19 protein-coding genes are annotated in these 23,452 nt (G+C 29.6%); 9 read left to right on the top strand and 10 right to left on the bottom strand.

Features of this window, described 5'->3' with window-relative positions:
- Positions 1-11: 11 nt before the first annotated feature.
- Positions 12-416: a hypothetical protein gene (locus HGI79_RS07275; RefSeq protein ID WP_185650007.1), complete on the top strand. Its 405-nt coding sequence runs from the start codon at positions 12-14 to the stop codon at positions 414-416.
- A gap of 316 nt (positions 417-732) precedes the next feature.
- Here the strand turns inward: HGI79_RS07275 and HGI79_RS07280 are convergent, their stop codons facing one another.
- A complete protein-coding gene (locus HGI79_RS07280; RefSeq protein ID WP_185650008.1) occupies positions 733-1,509 on the bottom strand; it encodes a potassium channel family protein in 777 nt (258 codons plus the stop codon).
- A 262-nt stretch (positions 1,510-1,771) separates the two neighbouring features.
- On the bottom strand, positions 1,772-3,799 hold the full coding sequence (locus HGI79_RS07285) for an ATP-dependent helicase (protein WP_185650009.1): 2,028 nt from the start codon (positions 3,797-3,799) through the stop codon (positions 1,772-1,774).
- A 478-nt stretch (positions 3,800-4,277) separates the two neighbouring features.
- On the opposite strand from HGI79_RS07285, the gene HGI79_RS07290 reads away from it, so the two are divergent.
- Positions 4,278-5,759: a nicotinate phosphoribosyltransferase gene (locus HGI79_RS07290; protein ID WP_185650010.1), complete on the top strand. Its 1,482-nt coding sequence runs from the start codon at positions 4,278-4,280 to the stop codon at positions 5,757-5,759.
- A gap of 97 nt (positions 5,760-5,856) precedes the next feature.
- Here the strand turns inward: HGI79_RS07290 and HGI79_RS07295 are convergent, their stop codons facing one another.
- On the bottom strand, positions 5,857-6,081 hold the full coding sequence (locus tag HGI79_RS07295) for a hypothetical protein (RefSeq protein ID WP_185650011.1): 225 nt from the start codon (positions 6,079-6,081) through the stop codon (positions 5,857-5,859).
- 606 nt (positions 6,082-6,687) lie between these two features.
- Between HGI79_RS07295 and HGI79_RS07300 the strand changes: the two genes are divergently transcribed.
- Both HGI79_RS07300 and HGI79_RS07305 read left to right on the top strand, forming a co-directional pair.
- Positions 6,688-7,077 carry a helix-turn-helix domain-containing protein gene (locus HGI79_RS07300; RefSeq protein ID WP_185650012.1) on the top strand — a complete coding sequence of 130 codons (390 nt, stop codon included), beginning with the start codon at positions 6,688-6,690 and terminating at the stop codon, positions 7,075-7,077.
- A gap of 94 nt (positions 7,078-7,171) precedes the next feature.
- A complete protein-coding gene (locus HGI79_RS07305) occupies positions 7,172-7,516 on the top strand; it encodes a hypothetical protein (protein ID WP_185650013.1) in 345 nt (114 codons plus the stop codon).
- Between the two features lie 88 nt (positions 7,517-7,604).
- Here HGI79_RS07305 and HGI79_RS07310 read toward each other — a convergent pair whose 3' ends face one another.
- On the bottom strand, positions 7,605-8,216 hold the full coding sequence (locus tag HGI79_RS07310; protein WP_185650014.1) for a CoA pyrophosphatase: 612 nt from the start codon (positions 8,214-8,216) through the stop codon (positions 7,605-7,607).
- A 185-nt stretch (positions 8,217-8,401) separates the two neighbouring features.
- On the opposite strand from HGI79_RS07310, the gene HGI79_RS07315 reads away from it, so the two are divergent.
- Positions 8,402-9,667, top strand: coding sequence for a D-alanyl-D-alanine carboxypeptidase family protein (locus HGI79_RS07315; protein ID WP_185650015.1), 1,266 nt, complete (start codon positions 8,402-8,404; stop codon positions 9,665-9,667).
- Between the two features lie 43 nt (positions 9,668-9,710).
- On the opposite strand, the gene HGI79_RS07320 is transcribed toward HGI79_RS07315, so the two are convergent.
- Complete coding sequence (locus tag HGI79_RS07320; protein WP_185650016.1) at positions 9,711-10,238, bottom strand: manganese catalase family protein; 528 nt, start codon at positions 10,236-10,238, stop codon at positions 9,711-9,713.
- A 200-nt stretch (positions 10,239-10,438) separates the two neighbouring features.
- Here HGI79_RS07320 and HGI79_RS07325 point away from each other — a divergent pair, with 200 nt between their 5' ends.
- A complete protein-coding gene (locus tag HGI79_RS07325; RefSeq protein WP_185650017.1) occupies positions 10,439-11,968 on the top strand; it encodes a hypothetical protein in 1,530 nt (509 codons plus the stop codon).
- A 183-nt stretch (positions 11,969-12,151) separates the two neighbouring features.
- Entirely contained in the window at positions 12,152-13,675 is a 1,524-nt protein-coding gene (locus tag HGI79_RS07330) for an MBL fold metallo-hydrolase RNA specificity domain-containing protein (RefSeq protein WP_185650018.1), read from the top strand.
- A 245-nt stretch (positions 13,676-13,920) separates the two neighbouring features.
- On the opposite strand, the gene HGI79_RS07335 is transcribed toward HGI79_RS07330, so the two are convergent.
- The gene (locus HGI79_RS07335; protein ID WP_185650019.1) at positions 13,921-14,310 is read right to left on the bottom strand and encodes a hypothetical protein; all 390 of its coding nucleotides are present in this window, start codon (positions 14,308-14,310) and stop codon (positions 13,921-13,923) included.
- 202 nt (positions 14,311-14,512) lie between these two features.
- Here HGI79_RS07335 and HGI79_RS07340 point away from each other — a divergent pair, with 202 nt between their 5' ends.
- The gene (locus tag HGI79_RS07340; RefSeq protein WP_185650020.1) at positions 14,513-14,761 is read left to right on the top strand and encodes a hypothetical protein; all 249 of its coding nucleotides are present in this window, start codon (positions 14,513-14,515) and stop codon (positions 14,759-14,761) included.
- A 240-nt stretch (positions 14,762-15,001) separates the two neighbouring features.
- Here HGI79_RS07340 and HGI79_RS07345 read toward each other — a convergent pair whose 3' ends face one another.
- Complete coding sequence (locus tag HGI79_RS07345) at positions 15,002-16,279, bottom strand: methyl-accepting chemotaxis protein (protein ID WP_185650021.1); 1,278 nt, start codon at positions 16,277-16,279, stop codon at positions 15,002-15,004.
- 305 nt (positions 16,280-16,584) lie between these two features.
- On the opposite strand from HGI79_RS07345, the gene gltX reads away from it, so the two are divergent.
- A complete protein-coding gene (gene gltX, locus HGI79_RS07350; RefSeq protein WP_185650022.1) occupies positions 16,585-18,039 on the top strand; it encodes a glutamate--tRNA ligase in 1,455 nt (484 codons plus the stop codon).
- A 77-nt stretch (positions 18,040-18,116) separates the two neighbouring features.
- Here the strand turns inward: gltX and HGI79_RS07355 are convergent, their stop codons facing one another.
- From HGI79_RS07355 to larA, 3 genes are all read right to left on the bottom strand, one after another.
- Positions 18,117-19,292: a murein hydrolase activator EnvC gene (locus tag HGI79_RS07355; RefSeq protein WP_185650023.1), complete on the bottom strand. Its 1,176-nt coding sequence runs from the start codon at positions 19,290-19,292 to the stop codon at positions 18,117-18,119.
- An 800-nt stretch (positions 19,293-20,092) separates the two neighbouring features.
- Positions 20,093-21,952, bottom strand: a complete 1,860-nt coding sequence (locus HGI79_RS07360) for a type IA DNA topoisomerase (protein WP_185650024.1) — start codon at positions 21,950-21,952, stop codon at positions 20,093-20,095.
- A 192-nt stretch (positions 21,953-22,144) separates the two neighbouring features.
- Complete coding sequence (gene larA / locus HGI79_RS07365) at positions 22,145-23,419, bottom strand: nickel-dependent lactate racemase (RefSeq protein WP_185650025.1); 1,275 nt, start codon at positions 23,417-23,419, stop codon at positions 22,145-22,147.
- Between the last annotated feature and the right edge of the window lie 33 nt (positions 23,420-23,452).

The raw sequence follows: 23,452 nt of genomic DNA on the forward strand, positions 1-23,452 counted from the left end.
GGTGTTTAATCATGTTAGAAATTAGATGGCTTGAAAACGGAAGAATAAAATCTAAACAACTATATGATATCAACAATGCCGTAACCTTTAAAAATAAACTATTCTACAACGGCATAGAAAACGTACACATATACTATAAAAATAAAAGAATCGTTGAAATAGATAATGATTTGTTTGGAAATGAATTTTCTCAGATGTTTAATATAGCAGATATTTATCTGATATCTTATGAAGTGGACGCTATAGATGATGAGGAATACGATAAAGAGTATTATAAAAACAATAAATTGTACTTTCAAAATAAACTGGATTTAGTAACAGCTGAATTAAACTATGTGTTAGATACTTACCCATTAAATGAACAGCAATTTAAAATATTAAGTGAAGAATTTATAAGATTAAAAAATAAAATATAACCTCATGCAATAATCGAGTAGGAGGTAGATAATTATTTTATCTACCGACCTCTCACACCACCGTGCGTACCGTTCGGTACACGGCGGTTCAATAGAAATTAATGTTTTAATGAACATTTTTCAATTAATGTCTGAAGCTTCCACATATCTAATTAATTAATAAACATATGTATACTATATTCGTCTACTCCCAAAAGATATACCCCTAGTAAAACTTATTTTTCTAGGGGACGTATTGCTTTTATAAAAGCAATACGTTATATATTAATAATTATTAGAGTATTAGTTTTAAGATGAATTTAAAAAAAAAAACGTTCTACTCTTTAAGAGCCTTTAAAATTTTACAAATCTCTTCTATATCTTCTATATCCAATTCATCAAAATTATCTAATTTAGTTTTTATATTATCAATAGTTTCGTTTTTATAGCTTGTACTATTATTTCCACTTATGAAAAATGTTGATATAGTACTAGTAAGCATACTTAAAAACCCTATACCAACAAGCATAAGAAAACCAGCTAATACCCTTCCAATCGGAGTAATAGGGGATATATCACCATATCCTACTGTTGTAATAGTAACAAAGCTCCACCAAAGGGCATCTCCGTATGTAATGCCTTCAGCAAAATGTATGCCTAAAGTGCCAACAAGTAATGTAGTTAAAGTAATCCATATGGCATAATGAAAGTTATTTGTTTTTACAAATTTATCCATATGTTTTCGGAATTTCAGTAGCAATACTATGGTTCTGAGTATTTTTAGGATCTTAAATAATTTTGTAAATTTAAGTAGCCTTGTTAGTTTTAATATCTTGGCTGTTTGAAAAACCGAATCGAGTGGTATTATCGTAATTAGATCAATTATATTATCTTTAAAGAAAGCTTTCTTATCTTTAGCTAGGAATAGCCTCATAAAATAATCTATTACGAAAATAAATAGTATTATATTATCTATAATTTCAAATATATTTGTAATACTTTTAGACAAATTATAAGAACTATCAATTATTAACATAACTACAGCTATCAAGGATAACAAAGTCATTAGTATATCATATGTTAGTTTTAAAATTACTTTTTTATCTTTAATCATAAAATCGGATTAACCCCTTTATTTTGGACAATATCTAATTAAATCTTGCTTTTTTCTTACAATTACACCCTTATCTCAATATTAGTTAGCTGTTCTCTAGAATAAAGGTGGTAAAATTCACTTTCAATCACTTGCATACTTCATTTCAGTATTATTCTATCCTTTAAACTTTGAAACTCTACCTCAGTAATAGTTTCATTACCTCCAACTGTTTTTTGACTAGTTACATGTATAGAATGATTTCTCTAAATTATTTCTCTAATTAATTATTATTTTTTAGTATCAACCCACTACTCTCCAACACAAAAGCATCAAATTTTCTTTCAACGCCATTACTAAAAAGTATGCTAATATATTTATCTTCAAAGCCAGATATTTTACCTTCTCCATAGGTCTTGTGTATTATATAACTCCCTATTTCGTACTTACCCTTCAGTTCATTTTTATCATAGGTGCTTTCTATAACTTCTAATCCACATTCTTTTCTAAATCTTGATACTTCCTTGGCTTTTCCCTTTATAGTCTTAGCAGAGTATATATTTAAATTTTCAATAGCTCTAGTAACACCAACATAGAAAAGTCTTCTTTCTTCTTCTATACCTTCTGGCAGACTATTTATATGTGGTATTACCCCTTCATTGCAATTAACTATATGCACACTGCCAAACTCCATACCTTTTACTCCATGTATAGTACTTAATACTACACCAATGTTATCTATCCTTTTTTTACTTAGCTGTTCTTTGACCTCCTGAACATGAGCTAAAAAAGATGTTATAGTCATATAGTCCTCTGCGGATTCTTTGAATTCCTCCATAATATCTTTTAACTCTTCTACATCTATTTTACTTCTTTGGCAGTAATCTTTTATATATTCCAAATATCCTAAAGTATATATAATATAATTTATTGCATCTTTTAAATACATTTTGTTTAATCTTAAAATATCACCTTCTAGTCTTTCAATGTTTTTAATTTGAAAAACTGGTATATCAACTATATCCTTAAGGACTTGAAAGCAATTTTCTTTAAAACTATTTCTTCTGACCTTTTCAATATTTACTTTACTAACATATCTAAAAGGTTTATTTATTATCCTGACGAAACTTTCTTTATCAGCAACGTCAAGGCTTAACTTTAAATATGCTATTATATCCCTGCATATGAAGTGCTCAAAGAAGTTATATTCTCTATCTAAAAGCCTGAAAGGAATATTCTTTTTTAGCAAAACCTCAACTATGCTTCTACTTTCCATATTAGTTCTATATAATACCGCCATGTTATTATAGTCATAGTTATTTTTACTAGCTAAAGCTTGTATACTTTCAGATATTTTTTCTGCTTGCGTTTTTTCATTTTCAACACTATAAAAATTTATAACTCCTTGATTATTATTGTTCCATTTAATTTCTTTGTTATTTCTATTTTTGTTGTTTTCGATTATATTCTTAGATAAGCTTACTATGTTTTCAGTACTTCTATAGTTTACTTGTAAAAATATTTTCTTACCATGTTTAAAATACTTTTCAAACTCTACCATACAATCTGGTCTAGAACCCCTAAATCCATATATACATTGATCCTCATCACCCACTGCAAAGATTGAGTTTCCTTCTCCAAGCATCTGTAGTAATTCTATTTGCAATTTGTCACAATCTTGAAATTCATCTACTAGAATGTATTTAAAAAGCTTTCTGTATCCTTGTAATAGTTCTGGTCTTTTAATAAACAATGCCTTAGCATCTAGCTGCAGGTCATCAAAATCCTTTAATCCTTTTTCTTGCTTGTATCTTTCGTATAAATTTAAACACTCTACAAAAATACTTTTGTCTACTTTAGAATTGAAGTATTCTATATTTTCTTCACTACTTTTAAAAAGTGATATATCATTTATAACCTCTTTTACCTTTTCTTCCCCCACAGAATCTAGATAGGAAACAAGTATTCCATTTATCAGCTTAAAAGTATCATTTGAACTTATTATATCTAGCTTCCCTTGATACCTACTTAATATTTTATAAAACAGAGCATGAAAAGTTCCAAAAAAAGGTATCATATTACTATTTGATAACTTCATGTATCTTTGCTTCATATTCATGGCTGCTGCCTTAGTAAAAGTCATAATAATCATGTTATCTGGGTTTATGGCACAATTTTTTATAAGATGAGCTGTACGATTCATAATAACGGTGGTTTTTCCAGACCCAGGAGGTGCTACAATCAATACATTCTTTTCCTTTGTATATACTGCATTTTCTTGATATATATCTAGCTTTTGTTTTTCCAACATGTTATTCTCCCTTACATATAAAGTGAAACTTAAATCAGATGGGGTTTGTCTTACGACCCCGGGGCAGTTTCTTATAGCCGATTACCATGGTTAAACTGCCCGTTAAATGCCATTTAGGCATTTAACCCCCACCTGATTCTTAGTTGAACGAATCCAGGGACGTAGCCGCTCTTTACTCCCAGTTAAGAAGAGAGCCAAAATCTGTGATTTTCATATGATCGCTTACTCTGTGAGTACTCATCTGACCTAAGGAAGATGAGTTTCATATAAAAATGGGAGTATTAGAGCGGGTAGTCATCGGATAAATAGATCTTTTGTATATCTATATTTTATATTTATATATGAATAATATCAAATTTTTGCGTTGTATATTGTTTTTTACACTATTGTAATAATTTTAACAAAGTATTAAAATGTGTATATATATAAATTATTAACATTAAATATTTTATTATAACGGGATAGAGGAGATTTATTTATGGAATACACTAAGAATTTTAACGTAAGAAGCGGAAGGAATCTTACCATGTTAGTTGATTTTTATGAGCTTACTATGGGAAACGGATATTTAGAAAGTGGTGTGGGAGATACAATAGCTTACTTTGATATGTTCTTTAGAAGGATTCCTGATGGCGGTGGATATTGCATAATGGCAGGAGTACAACAGGTAGTTGAATACTTATCAAGTTTAAGATTTACTGATGATGATATAGAATATTTAAGTAGCAAGCATGCTTTCTCAGATAAGTTTTTAGATTACTTAAGAAACTTCAAATTTTGCTGTGATGTCTGGGCAATACCGGAAGGTAACCCTGTTTTTCCAAATGAACCCTTAATTACAGTTAGAGGACCTGTTATCCAAGCTCAATTTATTGAAACTATGATACTTCTAACTATAAATCATCAAACATTAATTGCTACAAAGGCTAATAGAATTTGCAGAGCAGCAGATGGAAGACCAGTTATGGAATTTGGTTCAAGAAGAGCTCAAGGATATGATGGAGCTATATATGGTGCAAGGGCCTCTATCATAGGTGGATGTAGTTCAACAGCCTGTTCTATTGCTGAGCAAATGTTTGGCATACCAGCAGTAGGTACTATGGCTCACAGTTGGGTTCAGTTGTTTCCAAATGAATATGAAGCCTTTAAAGCTTGGGCTGAGGTAAATCCAGATGATTGTACACTTCTTGTAGATACCTATAATGTGTTAAAATCAGGCATACCAAATGCTATCAAGGTATTTAATGAAGTGTTGTTACCTATGGGTTATAGACCTAAAGGAATTAGAATAGATAGTGGAGATATAACATATTTAACAAAAAAGTGTAGAAAATTACTTGATGAAGCTGGATTTGAAGATGTAAAAATAGTTATATCAAATTCTCTTGACGAGTTTATCATTAGAGATGTTTTAAATCAAGGTGCTAAAGTAGATTTACTTGGTGTTGGTGAAAGATTAATTACAGCTAAATCAGAACCCGTATTTGGAGGAGTCTATAAACTAGTTGCTATAGAGGATAACCAAGGGAATATCATTCCTAAAATTAAAATAAGTGAAAACGAAGAAAAAATAACCAACCCAGGCTTCAAAAAAATATATAGAATTTTTGATAAAGGACAACATCAAGCTATAGCAGATTTAATAACACTTAATAACGAAGTAATAGATGACAATGAACCTCTTGAACTATTTGACCCAGTTTTTACGTGGAAAAAGAAGAAATTAAAAAATTACTACGCTAAGGAGCTTATGGTAAAAATATTTGATAAAGGTAATCCAGTATATGAAAGTCCTAGCGTTATGGAAATTAGACAAATAGCTCAAATTGAAACTGATAAAATGTGGCCTGAAGTTTTAAGATTTGAGAATCCTCATAATTACTATATAGATTTATCAAAGGATCTTTGGAACTTAAAACAAAATTTACTTCTTAATCTATCGGAAAATTACGAAGAGTAATCATACTGATAGGATTTTGATTGTTTTTACACATAATAAAAGAGGCAGGTATGCAATAGTATTAGTTTTGCTATAGTTCCTGTCTCTTCTATTCATGTTATAAATATTGGTTATCTCTTTCCAAATAAGATTCTCTTATAAAACCCAAATCTCTTTCAATACTTTCAATTAAATCATTTCTGCTCTTACTCTTTATGCTGTTATATTCCATAAGATTTGTAAAAGGACACCTTCCTCCATTGTCTTTATAATTATATAAAGCGCAGTCCCTAAAACATTCTACGTTACTTTCATATGTTGATAAGAATGGACATTCTCTCATATCATGTACCCCTCCTTGTATTACACCTAAGCTTCACTATAAATTAAATATATTATACAATAATATTAAATAAATTTGAATATTATTTACCAATATTTTAAATTTAACTATAAGTATGTATTTCAATATTTTTCTAGCTATTAACCAATATGTAAAAATTGCTCAAATACTTATTTGAATAATAGTACTATTAATGATATAATTTTATTAGTATTATTTTTTTTATAAGGTACAAACATATAAGAACTAAGTATATATTTTATACTATTCTGTTTCATATATAGGGTTTCAAAGTGGAAACTTAACTTATACTCCGGAATATGTTGCCAAACTTCAGCACGTTAAAAACTTTTAATCAGTCTAAAGTTCGTGTTTTTGAAAATCTAAGAAACTTTGATAAACTCGTACCTCAAACATATCAAAGCTCCTAAGATTTTCTAAAAACACTTCACTAAGACTGATAAAAAAGTTTTCAAATGCGCTTCAGTTTTGGCAACATATTCCTACGTATAAGTTAAGTTTCAAGCTAGAAACCCTATATCATTAATAGTGATAATGAAAATACTTATTTATTTTGATTATTTATAATGGGAGGAGTACACAAACATGGAAAAAGAATGTAAAGTTATGAAAATACGAAACAAGGAGTATACTTGTACAGTAGAGTTAACATTAGATATTATAGGTGGGAAGTGGAAACCACTAATACTTTGGCACTTAGGCGTTGGTGGTACTAAAAGATTTAGTGAAGTAAAAAAAACTTTACCAGGAATAACTCAAAAAATGTTGACTCAACAATTAAGAGAACTTGAATCTGATGGTATGATAAACAGAAAAATTTATCCTCAGGTTCCTCCTAAGGTAGAATATTCCTTAACTCAAGAAGGAAAAAGCCTTATGCCTATATTAGATAGTATGTGTAAATGGGGAAAAGAGTACTATGAAAAAATGGAAAATTCTACCCAATCCCAACAACACCAACTTGTAGCAGAATAATTTCAACTCTTACTTCACATTCTTTACTCTTTTTTGGTTAAAATAATACTGATTATATTTATATAATTAGTGTTACAAAAAGGAGTTGTTAAGAATGCTAACTGGTATATCTCTTTCTTATTTTTTTCTAACTATGGCTATTATTTCAATTGCTGCATATTTATATTTTAAATTGTTAGTAATAAAATCTTCGCCTGACAGTGATAAAGCAGATAAGATTATTGGAAACATGAAAGACCCTGAGAGCTGGCGTCATCGAAATACACGTATGTACCACTTATGTATGTTTTGGTTTATAGTATCTACAGCTGCTTTTGTAATTCTAAAATTTTTTTATATGATGACTTTAATACCCATTACGTATTTAATAATCTATGCTGTATTAGTAGTATTATCTATACTTATTTATCCTGGATTAAAGAAGAAGGCTTCTGTATAAAAGAGCCTTCTTTTAGTTATCTGTATATAGGTATGAAACTTTTAAATTAAATTTAAAAGTTTCATATCCGTATTGTGCCTTTAAATTATTATATATTTTGTTCTTTTATAATATCAATAAATCTCTTTATAACTAATGCAGTGAATCCCCATATATTATAATCCTTGTACTGATAAAAATATTCTGCCATTTTTGTACTTCTAAATTTATAGTTTTTGCCATTCTTTATAAGGTGATAAGGAAAGTTCTCATCTGGCTTAGCTACAATATCTATTTCATGAAACATAGGTAAATTTTCCATGAAAAATTCAATTGGCACTTTAAAAATATGATCTACTTCGTCCTTATTAGGATTTATATTAGTCTCATTTATTTTGCCTACAAAAGGATATATTATAAAATTATGAGGAGTAACTATGTAATCCATAGTTCCTATTAACTCTATATTTTCTATAGGTATATTCAGCTCTTCTGATGTTTCTCTTATGGCTGCATGCTGTGGAAGTTCTCTCTCTTCTACTTTTCCTCCGGGTAAACATATATCTCCCGGTTGAGTTCTTAGCTTTAAAGATCTTACTTCAAATATTATGTTAGTTTTTCCTTTTTCTTCACAAAGTAAAATCATAACTGCGCTTTTTTTAAAATTATCTATCATACTTGCATCTCTATATTTAAAAATTTTTTCTATTTTTTCAACCATTTTATTTGCTCCTTTAAAGTATTAGTAATTTCCAAATATATGATTAATTTCTATTCATTAGGTTAATTAATTGTAAAATTAATTACTAAGTGTTATACTAAAAAATATCATAATTTAATTATATGTTTTTTTTAATATATGTATATAAATAATTCTATAAAATTAAGTAAATGGAGAGATGTGCCTTGAAACAAAAAAAATTCTGTTTGTTATTAATATTAATCATGCTTTTTTCCTTAAGTTCTAATGTGTTTGCTTCAAATGATGGGACGCAAGCAGAGCCTAAAATTTATGGAAAATCAGCCATTACTGTAGACTTAGAAACTGGTGAAATAATTTATGCAAAGGATATAGACAAGAAAGTATATCCTGCTAGTACAACAAAATTAATGACAGCCTTACTGCTTGCTGAAAATAAAAATAAAACGGATATACTAAAATATACTCAAGGAGCTAAATCACAACCTGAATATTCCTTAAACGTTAACCTACATACAATTGATGTTGGAGAAACTATGTCTGCTGCTGATACTATGGACGGTCTTTTACTGTATTCTGGTAATGATGTTGCCTATATGATAGCTGAAAATGTAGACAAGAGTGTAAAAGACTTTTCTGATAGGATGAACGCTGAAGTAAGTAAATTAGGTTTAAAAAATACACACTTTGTGACCCCTAATGGTCTTCATGATGCTAATCATTACACTACAGCTTATGACCTAAGCGTTATTGCAGGAACAGCATTTAAAAATCCTTGGGTTAAGGAGTCTATGGGAAAACTGAAGAGTTCCATAAAAACCTCTAAAGGAACTATCTTCATAGTAGAAAATAGGAACAAGCTTCTTGGCAAAGATGGGTGTATTGGTGGAAAAACAGGATATACTATTCCCGCTGGAAAGTGTCTTGTCGCAGTTTATGAAAGAGGCGGAAGAAAGATATTGGGTGTAGTTATGGATTCTGTTTATGATGCAAATGATTCTTTTGTATTTGATGATATGAAAAAAATTATAGACTGGAGCTATTCAGCTAAAGCCACGACTCTACACAATAAGGATTCTGTAATATCAACAAAAGCTCTTAAATATAGACCTTTAGGTTTTATAGGACCTGAAAAAACTATAGATGTTCCTATTCTTGTTAAGGATAATGTAACTTATTATGACAACACTGTTAATAAAGGTGAATTAAAAGAATCTGTATCATTAAATAATTTAACTTTATCAAACTTAAAAGGTAACAATGCTGTTGGTACTTTAACTTTAAATGAAAGAAATCTGTCTAAAGAATACAAACTTTATGCCAATGTGCCAAAAGGTGCACTTACTAAAAATAATCTTCCTATATATGGAGCTGCCGCAGGTGTAGTGATAGTCGTATTGGGTGCTATTGCTTTTATAGTTAAAAAACTAGCAAGTATTAATAGAAGAAAAAGAAGAGGAAAATATATATAGTAGAAAAGCATGTAGCAATATTAAGTTATGCTACATGCTTTTCTTAATATTCCTCATCAAACTTTCGTTTATATTTTTCATACATTTCATGAAAAAGTTTTAAATGAAGTTTTTCGTCTAATATAATTCTATAAAGCAATTTCCTTACATGTTCATCTTTAATTAAACAAGCGTGATCTTCATAATTTTCTATGGCGTTTTTCTCTGATTCCATATCTGCTATAAGCATTTCCAAAAGGTAATCTGAAAAGTTTACATAATCTGCTGTCCATAGTTGTCCATTAGGCGCAAAAGAGCTAATAAAAATAGGTTTTACTCCTAGTAGCTTTATGGTTTCTCCTAAAAGCTCTAAATGCTTCATCTCAATTATAGATATTCCCATTATAAGCTTAGAATAATCTTTAAATTTTTTTTCACTAATAATATGTTGATATACATATAAATTAATTGCTGTTAGCTCACTAACTGCACCTGCATAGTCTTGAAGAAGTATGTTTCCATATTCTACATTTTGACATTCCACTTTTGGTTTTGGATATGAAAGTTTAACTTTGCATTTATACCCCGACATAAATCCTCCTAGAATTTACTTGCTATTGTATAAATATGTTTTTGTCCTAATTGTTATTCCTACTAATACTTTGCTATACAAAAAATCAAAACATGAATTATATTATGCTCTATGATTTAATTTTTATTTTCCAGCACATACTATATATGTTAGCCATAATTGAATTTTACACTTATATTAAATTACGGAGGATGGTTTTAGTGTTAAAAAAACAGTGTATAAAGATAAGTAGTAAAAATTATTTCACCTTACCAAATTATATAAGCTTAATTGCTGTAATAACAGCTGCTATTATAAGTATATACACGTTATTTTGCTGGCCAATGCCAGGTGTTGCGGATCAAGGAGATTTTCAAAGAGTAATGTCTGTTACTGGCTTGGATGAGCTTAAATCTCTGGGAAATGATTATAATTCTCACTGGTTTCACTATGTAGTAACTCAATACAAAATGGTTTCAATAGACTTAAAAAGACTTATAGGTATCATTCCTACAACCAGTTTAATTTACCCTATAACATTAGTTAGAACAGTATCTGAACTAGCTGGGATACAGTATTTTGACACTAGATTCTTAGCTATTGTTTATGCTGTACTATACATGCTAAGTCTATATATGTGCGTTAGATATATTGGAATTAATAAAATTGGAACATACATATTTTTCACATTGTTATCCTTACTTATATTAATAGATGGAAATTATCTCATATGGTTTAATAGTTTATATGGAGAACCTATGATGATTGTGGGCTTACTATTGTTTATTTCATCTATTTTATACCTATGTGAGCATATAGAAAAAATAAACTTTAGAACTATTTTTGTTCTCTTTGTTCCTGCATTATTATTTTTAGGCTCTAAACTACAGTGTTTTGTAGCTTTACCCTTTGTAATTTCTTTTATTATACGTATAGCCTTAATTCATAGAAAAAGAATAACTAATATTAGAACTTTATGTACCTTTACTGCTGCCACATTTATACTAATATTTTATGTAACTAGTATATATAAACAAGTAGATAGTACTTGTGGAGTAGATACCAAGTACAACTCGGTTTTTTACGGTATATTAAAAAATTCAGCAAATCCAAAAAAAGATTTGGCAGTACTAGGTTTACCACCCGACTTAACCTTAGATGCAGGAAAACATGCTTATTTGCCCAAAAATCAGTATGTAAAATACGTACCTTGGTCTGACCTAACTGAAAATGAATTTAATAAAAAAATTAATAATTTTAAGCTTTTAAAATTTTATTTACTTAATCCAGTAAGCTTAATAAAAGGTATGGAGTATACCTCATCCCACTGTTTTGACACAAGAAGTTTCCTTGGAAAATATGAAAAATCTGCAGTAAAATTATATACTTTTACATTCAAACGATTTACCCTTTGGTCAGACTTTAGAAACTCAATTTTACCTAAAAATTTAATCTTTATTATACTATTCTATGTTTTAACAATTTTATTATCTATCATGGAGTATATAAAAAGGAAAAATGATATACCAAATCGATTACGTATAGAGCTTTTATGGTTACTCATGATTATTGGAATTTTACAGTTTCCAATGCCTTACATTGGAAATGGCGAAGCTGATACTTCTAAGCAACTTTTTTTATTTAACTACACCTTTGATATTATTCTTTTAATTCTATTTACTTGGACTTTTAATAAAATATATACTTTTTTAACTGATTTAGTAGTTAAATATAAAACTTTGTTACATTAAACCCCATTATACCATATTTTAACAAACAAATACTTTTAAAAACTTACATAAGACTTTATAGATATGGAACTTTTAAATTTAAAAGTTCCATATCTATATATTATTAGCAACTAAAACTTTAATATTTTTAATTTTGTTAATTTTATGCTATAATTTAAGTAAATCATCCGAGGGGGGATTACAATGAAAATTGAATTTTATGGTGCAGCTGGTTGTGTAACTGGTTCCTGTCACCTATTAAAAATTAAAGATAAAAATATTCTCTTAGATTGTGGAATGTATCAAGGAAAAGACGGGAAAGAAAGAGGTAATGAAACTTTTAATTTTAATCCCAAAGACATTGATTACGTTATCTTATCTCATGCACATATAGATCATAGCGGGAGGCTTCCTCTTCTATATAAAAATGGCTTTAAAGGTCAAATCATATGTACTGAAGGCACAAGAGATTTATGCAGTGTAATGTTACCAGACAGCGGTCATATTTTAGAGTCAGAAGTTGAATGGAAAAATAGAAAAAGAGTACGACAAGGATTATCAGAATTAGAGCCACTGTATACATCTAAGATAGCAGAAGTTACAATGTACCTTTTCAACGGATACCCTTATGATCAATGGGTAGAACTTTTTGATGGAGTTAAAATTAGATTTAGAGATGCAGGCCATTTATTAGGTTCTGCTATAGTTGAACTTCTTATATCTGAAGATATTAACGATAAAAAACAAATAAAACTAGTTTACACTGGAGACTTAGGAAATAAAAATCTACCATTATTAAAAGATCCAACAACTATCGATTATGCTGACTATGTTATCATGGAAACCACATATGGAAACAGACTCCATACAGATTTATCTTCTGAATTAAATGAGCTTGCAAAGATTATAAAGGAAACCTTCAAACGCGGTGGTAACGTAATAATTCCTTCCTTTGCCGTAGGAAGGACTCAAGAAGTCTTATATACTTTAAACAAATATGTAGAAGGTGATGTATTAAAAGCGGTGTCTGTCTACGTAGATAGTCCACTAGCTTCTGAATCCACCTCAATTTTTTCTAGATACTATAAATATTTCGATGAAGAGGCTAAAAAACTTTTGAATCAAGGTGATGACCCATTAAATTTTGAAGGCTTAACTTTTACAAAATCCCCTGAAGAATCCGCTAGGCTTAATAAAATACAAAAAGGTTCAATAATAATTTCTGCTAGTGGTATGTGTGAAGCTGGAAGAATAAAGCACCACCTAAAACATAACTTGTGGAGAAAAGAATGTTCAATTGTATTTGTAGGTTATCAAGCTGAAGGAACACTTGGAAGAAGTATCGTAGATGGAACTAAAAAAGTTAAAATATTTGGCGAAGAAATAGCCGTAAATGCACAGATTTATAATTTTCACGGGCTATCAGGTCACGCTGATAAAAATGGTCTTACAGAATGGTTGGAGAGTTTTAAAGCTAAACCTGAAAAAGTGATGCTTGTACATGGCGACAATAATGTACAGCAAAGCTTTAATGAATTTCTACAATCAAAAGGTTATTCAACTTTTATAGCAAAGCCTGGGGATACTTTTATTCCAGGGATGGTATCACAAAAATTTAGTATAATTAGGAACAAGATACTTTCAATTTTAGATTCTGTAGAAGATTTAGACTCTATGGATAAGGATATATTATTAGAACAGATAAAAAACACTATTAAAGATGTATAACTTAAATAGTGTTAGAAAACGTTATCTAGGAACACAGCTACCCTTTACTCTCAGTTAAGACATAGAGTAAACCTTGCTGTTAATTCCAAATGAATAAAAAGGAGTAAGATAATCTACGTTTCTTACTCCTTTTTACTAATATATTCTCTTTATGTATTTACGAAGATTATACAATAATTCCTTAGAAATTTACATTAGTAAAAATGCTTATTTACAAAAAATTAAAAGTTATTAATTTTAGTTTACTACAAAATAATACTAAACTTATCATCTTTAATTATTATATCTTTTACTTCAACAAAGTTAAATTTACTTCTAAGATAATCATTTATATCTAAAGAGAAATGATTAGCATTAATCTCCCAAATACTCTTGTTTATGTTAACTCCTGTTGTATTTAATATAGACATAATCAATCTAACAGGACCTTTAGATTTCACACTAAACATTATTTTACCTTTATCGAATCTATCGTAAGTTAAAATAACATTGAATGAAGGTACCAATTTACCAGGATCTATAGTAACTTTTATACTGTCATCCTCACATCCAATTTTTCTTATTTGTTCGGGCATTTTAACACTATTTTTGATGATGTCTACCAACTCACATAGTTCAAAGTTTATAGAAGCCATAAAAAATCTCTCCTCACAACTAGCTAACTTGTGTATTTTTTATTCCAATAAATATATATGCATTACACCTAAATTTAATATTAATAAATAACTAAATTTAAATAAACTTAGAAAAATTTATTAAAGTATTATACTTATTCCCATAAATAAGTATATAATAAATAATATATTTATTTTTTAATGTGATAAGGAGAGATTACTTATGGAAACTACAATAATGGCTCTAACTATTGATCCTAGGAGTGCTCATGCACCACAAGTTCAAACAGTTTTAACTAAGTATGGATGTATAATAAAAACAAGACTTGGTTTACATGAGGTTAGAAAGGATTCTTGTTCCGAGGTTGGTCTAATAATTCTGCACCTTAGTGCTAGCCTAGATGAAGTTAAACAATTAGAAAATGAATTATGCCATGTACAAGGAGTAAAAGTTAAATATATGACATTATAGTAAAGTTTATTTATAACATACCTATACATATAACTTATATATAAGGTTTCAAAAATTTATCCGATGACTACCCGCTCTAATACTCCCATCTTTATAGGAAACTCCTCTTTAGATGAGTACTCACAGAGTAAGCGACCATATCAAAATCACAGATTTTGGCTCTCTGCTTAACTGGGAGTAAAGAGCGGCTATATTTCTTTATATATGTTAAGTTTTCAACTAGGCATCTATACTTACATACTATTGAACCTTAAATGTACTTACTTTACTACGAAGCTCTGAGGATCTGTCATATACAATTATAGAAAGTTGCGCAACCTCTTCGGAGGATGCTAGCAGCTCTTCTGACGAAGATGATATAGCTTCAGAAGCAGCGGAAACCTCCTGTGCCGATTCCGAGATTTTTTGAACTCTTTCTAATACCATACTATTATCCTTAATAGTACTATTTAATAAATTTTCCGTTTCTTCTATTAATTCTGGTACACTTCGCATAGAAGATATAATTTCCTCAAAGGATATTATAGTATCATTAGCCACAACAGCTTGTTCCTCAAGTAGCCCACTTACTTTACTTGAGTTATCCATTACATCATTAGTCTCTACTGTAATAGATTTTACAAGACTTATAATTTTTTCTGAAGAAAATTTTGATTCTTCTGCCAACTTTCTTACTTCATCTGCAACTACTGTAAATCCTCTTCCTTGTTCACCTGCTCTTGCTGCTTCAATAGAAGCGTTTAATGCCAATAAATTAGTTTGTTCTGATATATTACTTATTATATCTGTAATTTTTCCAATTTCAGAAACTGTTGAAGATAATCCATCTATTTTTTGTAAAACTATATCAAAGGACTGTTTAATGTTAACAATTACACCTATTAACTCATAAATTTTACCTTCTCCTTCTACAGCTTTACCTTCTGTTTCCTTGGTACTTTCTCCTACTACAGTTAATTTTTCTTGAACCATGTTAATTTCAGCAGCTAAATTAGTTAAAAGTTTAACTGCATTAAATATTTCAGTTGATTGATGAGTTACACTAGTAACAACTTGTTGTATAGAACTAGTGACATGATTTGTTGCTGACAGCATTTCTTGTGATGTAGCAGAGAGGGTTGCTGCGGAATCCCCTAGTTCACTGCTAGTATCTTTGACTGATAACAAAGAATCTTTAATTTTGCTTAGAGTATCCGTAAACTTATGGAACATACTTGTAATTTCATCTTTTCCTTCTATCTCTATTGAAGCAGTAAAATCACCTTCTGCAATTCTATTCATAGAATCAGACATCTTCTCAATAGGACTTGAAATCCTTTTCCCTATAGCTATAGATATTACAGCTGATATAATACCAACAATTAACATAGTGATAAGCAGTGTTTTTACTATAGTATTATTAGAGTTTGTTAAGTCACTTACACTGCTATTTACAAAATATATTATACCTCCAGATAGGATTAATGGTATTATTGCAAAGCTCGTGAAAACTATGGCAAGTTTATTATTTATTTTCATGACTACCTCCTATGTAAAAACTGAATTAATATATAAAAATTATACTAAAAATCCTTATAGTTTAAAAGCCTTTTGTTATATTTAACTAAACTTTTAATAAATAGAAATTAATATTTGTAAATTATTTCAAATAATACTCTCTTAAATTCATAGTATATAAAGCCTTGAGTATTATATACAATCTCAATTGAAGCTTGACATAAAATGGCTGATATTATATTATTTATTATGGATTATATTCTGCTAGTTTACCTTTCGTCTTTCAGATGAAAGGTTTTTATTTTAAAATAACGGGAGTGAAAAAGATGACTAAAATTAGAACAAGATTTGCCCCAAGCCCAACTGGATATATGCATGTTGGTAATTTAAGAACGGCTTTATATGCCTATTTAATAGCTAAACATGATGGTGGAGATTTTTTATTCAGAGTTGAGGATACTGATCAAGAGAGATATGTAGAAGGTGCATTAGATGTCATTTATAATACATTAAAAGCTACAGGCCTTAACCATGATGAAGGTCCTGATATAGGTGGCCCTGTGGGTCCTTATGTTCAAAGTGAAAGAACACCTATTTATTCAGAATATGCTAAAAAGTTAATTGATAAAGGTGAGGCATATTACTGTTTCTGTACAAAGGAAAGATTGGATTCTCTTAGAGCTGATGCTGAAGCTGAAAAGAAAACACCTAAATACGATAAACACTGTCTTCATCTTTCAAAGGAAGAAATTGAAGAAAATTTAGCCTCAGGGATTCCTTATGTAATTAGGCAAAATAATCCTCAGACAGGTACAACAACTTTCAATGATGAAATATATGGAACAATTTCAGTAGATAACTCAGAGCTTGATGACATGGTACTTATAAAATCTGATGGATTCCCTACATATAACTTTGCTAATGTTGTAGACGATCACTTAATGGGTATAACTCATGTAGTACGTGGAAGTGAATATCTATCATCCTCACCAAAATATAATAGATTATATGAAGCTTTTGGTTGGGAGGTTCCTGTATATGTTCACTGCCCTCCAATTATGAAAGACGCACAACATAAATTAAGCAAGAGAAACGGTGATGCTTCTTTTGAGGATTTAGTAAGCAAGGGATATTTAAAAGAGGCTGTATTAAATTATATAGCTTTACTCGGATGGAATCCTGGTACAGACAAAGAAATATTTACTTTACAAGAATTAGTAGAAACCTTTAATTATAGAAATATTAATAAATCACCAGCTATTTTTGATCCTGTAAAACTAAGATGGATGAATAGTGAATATATAAAAGCTCTTCCTCTTGAGAAATTTCATGAGCTTGCTCTTCAATATTATAAAGAAGTAATTCATAAGGATTTAGATTTTATAAAGATAAGTGAACTTATGCATACAAGAGCTGAAGTATTAAATGAAATCCCAGAAGCTGTAGCTTTCTTTGGCGAACTCCCTGAGTACTCCATAGATTTCTATGTGCATAAAAAAATGAAAACTACCTATGAAAATTCCTTAGAAACTCTTGAAAAAATACTTCCAAAGTTTGAAGCAATTGATGATTGGAATTTCAATACAGTTCAAGATGTTTGTATGGAACTTGTTCAAGAATTAGGTGTTAAAAATGGAGTAGTTTTATGGCCTGTAAGAACAGCTGTTTCAGGAAAGCAATCTTCTCCTGGTGGAGCTTTTGAAATAGCTGATATAATTGGTAAAGAAGAGACTTTAAGAAGAGTTAAAGTAGGTATTGAAAAACTTAAATCTGCTAGATAGTTTAAACTATTGTTTTTAATAAAAATATACCCTTGTATAATACAAGGGTATATTTTACATTTCAATAAATTTTAAGCTTAACGTATGTAATATCCACTGGGTTCTATAGGTTGTCCATCAGAATTCCTTGTTTCAAAATGTAGATGAGGACCTGATGAAACACCTGAATTACCCGAATAGGAAATTAACTGTCCTCCACTAACTCTTTGTCCTACAGATACAACCACTGAAGAGTTATGTCCATAAACAGAAGTAATGTCTCCATGGTTAATCATTACCACATTACCATATCCAGACATAGATTGAGCCGCAATAACTACACCATCTTTTAAAGCATAAATCGGAGTATTCATTGGTACTCCTATATCTATTCCTGCATGAAGTCTACTGTATTTTAAAACAGGATGGTACCTCATACCAAAAGGAGATGTAATAGGATATGCTCCTCCTGTTACACTAAATAATTTTCCATTGGAACTAACACTAGCGGATGATGCATGTACACTATTTCCTCTTGAAACACTAGGTTTACTACTTGAGCTTTTTAGATTTTGAATTGTTCTTGTAATATCTTTAGATTCTGATTCCTCCTTAGAAATCATATTTTCATAAAAGGTCTTATCTTTTTCAAGGTTTACAACTAATTGCCTTTTTTCATTTGATGCTACCTGTAATGATTTATATTTTTCATCAGCTTCACTCTTTAAAGCAGTTAAAGTTTTTTTGTTCTTCTCTAACTCTAATTTGCTTTTTTCTAAACTCTGTTGTCTATTCCTAATATCAACTATTAGTTTATTATCATATTCCATTATTCTTCTCACCATATCTATTCTACTTATTAGATCAGATAAATCTGTTGCACTCAAAATAGCATCTAAGTATCCAACATTACCTAATTCATATAAAACTCTCACTCTTTCCATAAACAGTTGGTTTGCCTTAGAAAATTCCTGTTTTTCAATTTCAATTTCTTTTTCTTTTTCTCCTATCTTGGAATTTAGCCCTTCAATTCTGCCTTTTAATTCTTGAAGCCTTGAAGATACTTTACTCATATTCTTGTCCAAGTTATCCAATTCTTTTTCTGCATTGTTTTTCTCATTATTTATATCCTTTAACTTATCTTTCTTTTGATAAATAGAGTTATTTATCTCATTTAATTTTTTCTGACTATCCTCAATTCCTGCTGCATAAGCATATGTAAACATAGAAGTGTTAACTGCTAGAGTTATTGCTAAAATTATGCTTCGTCTCATTAATTTTCCTCCATATATTTTGCATTATATTAAATGTATATAATTAGAATTATAATGATTACATATGAAGTTGTTATGAATATGTTATAAAAATTATGTAAACAAGATTTAAAAATCATTAATAATAAATAATTTTCATCTATATTTTCATATGAAGTAAAATATTTGTCCCATGACTACTAAATCTAATACTTTCACCTTATAGAGAATAAAAATTCCCTATAAAGCCAAAAATTCTGTTTATACTTTTATTAATTTTATTCATATTAGGTTGTCCTTTTTTATAATATAAATTTACATTCTAATATAAACTTTAAGAAAATAATACTATTTATACATATTATTTTCTTTTGCTGCTGCTTTAAGTAATGCTAATACTATAACAAATATAAATCCCCAAAAAAATATTATAGATAACAATAAAACTCTATTCATATAATTTTTTCATACCTTTCAATGTTTTTATCTATATTATTGCCAAAAATATATTTTAATTACACTAGTTCAGCATATATACTTCCAAATTTAACCTTGCATTAAATCCTTTTAAATATAAAATAAAATAATAAGTTAAAGATGCCACGAATATTTCGTTTTAGGCAAAGAGATAGTTTCCGCTGATAGCTGTGCTATCAAAGGGTTCTGCCAACACAGCCTGACGCAATATAGGCTAGCATGCTGACTAATTATTTTTTAATATGCTTTAGAGATAAAAACCTTAGAAACAAAATTTGCCAACTCATTATAATATGTTGACAAATAATTTATATCTTCATCTACAAATTGATAGCTATAATAACTTAACCTTTATTTTCCCTAGTATCTGAAATGATAACTGCTTTATTTAGTTTTATCTTTTCTACACCTTTTCTTGTAAAGTTAAATATATTATTTAAGAACACTTCTTTGTTTAATACCCCTTTTTGAATATCAAATAAAGACTTCTCCATTCTTCCTGTGTAATCAGTATCCATTAATTCTTTTATAGGAAAGTTATCAATTAGCTTCACACCTTTATCTGTTATAAGTAAAGATTTACCTTTAGTTATTATATATCCTGCATACTTTAATTTATTAATAATTTCTGCTCTTGTTGCAGCTGTTCCTATAGAATATCCATTTAAAACAGCTAAATCTACATCTTCTTCTTTATCAGAATCATTTGCATTTTTGCCACAGGTTTCCATAGCTTTAAGTAAAGTTTTTTCTGTATGATGAGCTGGTGGCTTAGTTTTTTTCTCCATGATTTTTATATCCGTCATCTCTACTTCTTCATCTTTATCTACATATGGCAGTAACTCATCTTTGCTGCTTTCCTTATATAATTTTAACCATCCTTTAACAATCATTACTTTTCCTTTTGTAGAAAATAGCCTATCATACTTCTCTCCCTTTACACAGGTAATAATTTCAGTATGCTCATATTCTGCTGGTATCATAAATTGAGATAAAAATCTATTTTTTATGGCATCATAAACTTTTTCCTCATCTTCACTAAGACCTTTAGGAATTACATATGTAGGTATAATAGCACTGTGACTTTCTACCTTTTCATTGTTAAATATTCTTTTAGAGGTATTAAAAACTATTTCCTTCTCAAAAGATAACCCTTTTTTTAAACTATTTAACACTTTCTCTGCCTTATCCTTAAGACTTTCTTCTAATGCTGTACTGGATGTTCTAGGATAAGTTATATATTTTTTTTCATATAGCTGTTGTGCTACCTTTAACACTTTATCTGCTGTCCACCCATTATATTTGCTGGTTATATATCCCTGAAGATTAGTTAAATTAAAGAGACTTGGTGGATATTCTTTTTTATTTTCAACCTTTTTTTCAATAACTTTTCCGATTTTCTTTTCAATTTCACTTTTTAAGCGTTTAACACTTTCCTTATTATTAAACTTTTCGGTTTTTCCATGAAAAAACTTTCCTTTATAGGTTCCTTTTTCTGCTTTAAACTCAGCATATAATTCGAAATACTTTTCTACTTTAAAATTTTTAATTTTCATTTCTCTATCATAAACCATTTTTAAAGTAGGCATTAGTACTCTTCCTATATTCAAGAGGTTTCTTTTACCTCTACAGTATTTCATAGTTGCAACAGAAGTAAAATTGATTCCTATAACCCAATCTGTGTATTGTCTAGCCAATCCAGCATCCTGCAGCGGCTTCATTTCTTTATTAGTTTTTAAATTTGCTAATCCTCTTTTTATTTCCTCAGGAGTCCATTCATTAATTAATATTCTGTATATTGGCTTTTTAACTTTAAGAAAGCCATATATAACTAGCGCTATGGTTTCGCCCTCTCTATCGTAGTCTGTAGCTGTAATAATCTCCTCCACATCATCTCTATTAATTAGATCTTTTATTATATTCAATTGTTTTTTTGCACCAGTATCTATTCTGTTTCTATTTTTACCATCAGGTTTTATCTTATATTTAAATTCACCAGGTATATATGGAAAATTCTCAAAGCTCCATAAAGCAAGCTTTTCATCATAGTCTTTGCAATCATATAAAGTTAGCAAATGACCAAAGGCCCATGTTGCTATGTACTGCTCCCCTTCAATATACCCGTCCTTTTTTGTTTTACACCCTAAAGCCTCAGCGATATTTCTAGCTACTGAAGGTTTTTCTGCCAAAATAAGTTTTTTCATAAAATTCACCTATAATATATAAATTTAGATTTCAATATTGTAATGCAGTTAATAATTATACTACAACCTATTCGTTGAAACAATAAATTCATTAATTTATGGTAAATTTTCACTTAGAAACTCTACATTATTGTAACAAAAAAATAGGAAGCTCTACTGCTTCCTATTACTTTAATACTCTATATTTATTTATTACCTAACTATAACGGAAACTCCATCAGGTATAACAGCAACCTTTGCATCTTTACCTTTTATTACGTACGCTCTTTTAAGAGCTTCTTCAAAGGTGGATGCATGCTCCATGTGCATATTTTTTATCATCTGAGCATCGCACATATCCGTAACAAGTATAACCGTATACTTGTCTAGCATTCTTGCAAGTATTTGGAACTCCCATTGGTCTGGTGCAGTTTCACTTCTTGGCACTTTAGATATTTTATCTAAAAGTTCTCTTGGAGTCTTTGCTTGTGCTAGATTATCATAAAAGGATTGTCCTCCATGTCCATCATTACAAGCGGAAACCATTATAATTACTCCATCTTCATTACAAGTAGCTTCCGCTGCTGTCATACCTTTTACTGATTGATATATATTTTGATCCAATGGGTATCCACCATTTGTAGATACAACTATATCTGCATGAACTTTTTTTACTTCTGATAGTTCTAGTACAAACTTACAACCTGTTTCATGAGCTTTTTCTCTATGTCCAGAAAAAGCATTTATTACTTTCTTCTCGCTATCGATAACAACATTTAATATAAAAGCAAGCTTTGCTTTTTCAGCTGCATATAACATATCTTTGTGAATAGGGTTGTTTTGTAGTACTCCAGTTCTAGCAAAAGGACTTGATATAAACTCACTGCAGTGATTGGCCATAACTGTAGTAGCTGAAGCTATACCAGGGAGTATGCTCTTTCTGCCTCCTGAAAAACCAGCAAAAAAATGAGCTTCTATAAATCCTTCTGCTATTAATAGTTCTGTTTCAACCGCTGCTTTATTTATTATAAGTTCTCCCCCAGAAGGCAATGTTCCAATCTTTACAAGGCTACTATCATCTTGTGAATCATGTATTAATATTTTTTCATTATTAACAATTTCTTCTCCAAATTTATTTACAAGCTCTTCATGGGTAGTAGCTCTATGAAACCCTGTAGCTATAAGAATAGATATATCTACGCTAGGATTTGCCTTTCTAATTCTTTTTAATAGTATAGGCATGGTAACTTTACTTGGTACAGGTCTAGTATGATCACTGGTTATAATAACCATGTTCTTCTTCCCTACTACTAAGTCTTCAAGTTTATCACCGCCTATTGGATTATCTAAAGCGCTCTCAACTATTTCTACCTGAGTGAGAGTGGACCTATATTCTGCAGCTTTAGATTCCAGTATACCCACTAGATTTTTATCATTAATTTCAATATCTAACATTTTCTTATGATATGGTATTTTTATAGTTGCCATTTTAAATTCCTCCCAAAGTCACGTTATTAAATT

Source organism: Clostridium sp. DJ247 (assembly GCF_014231265.1).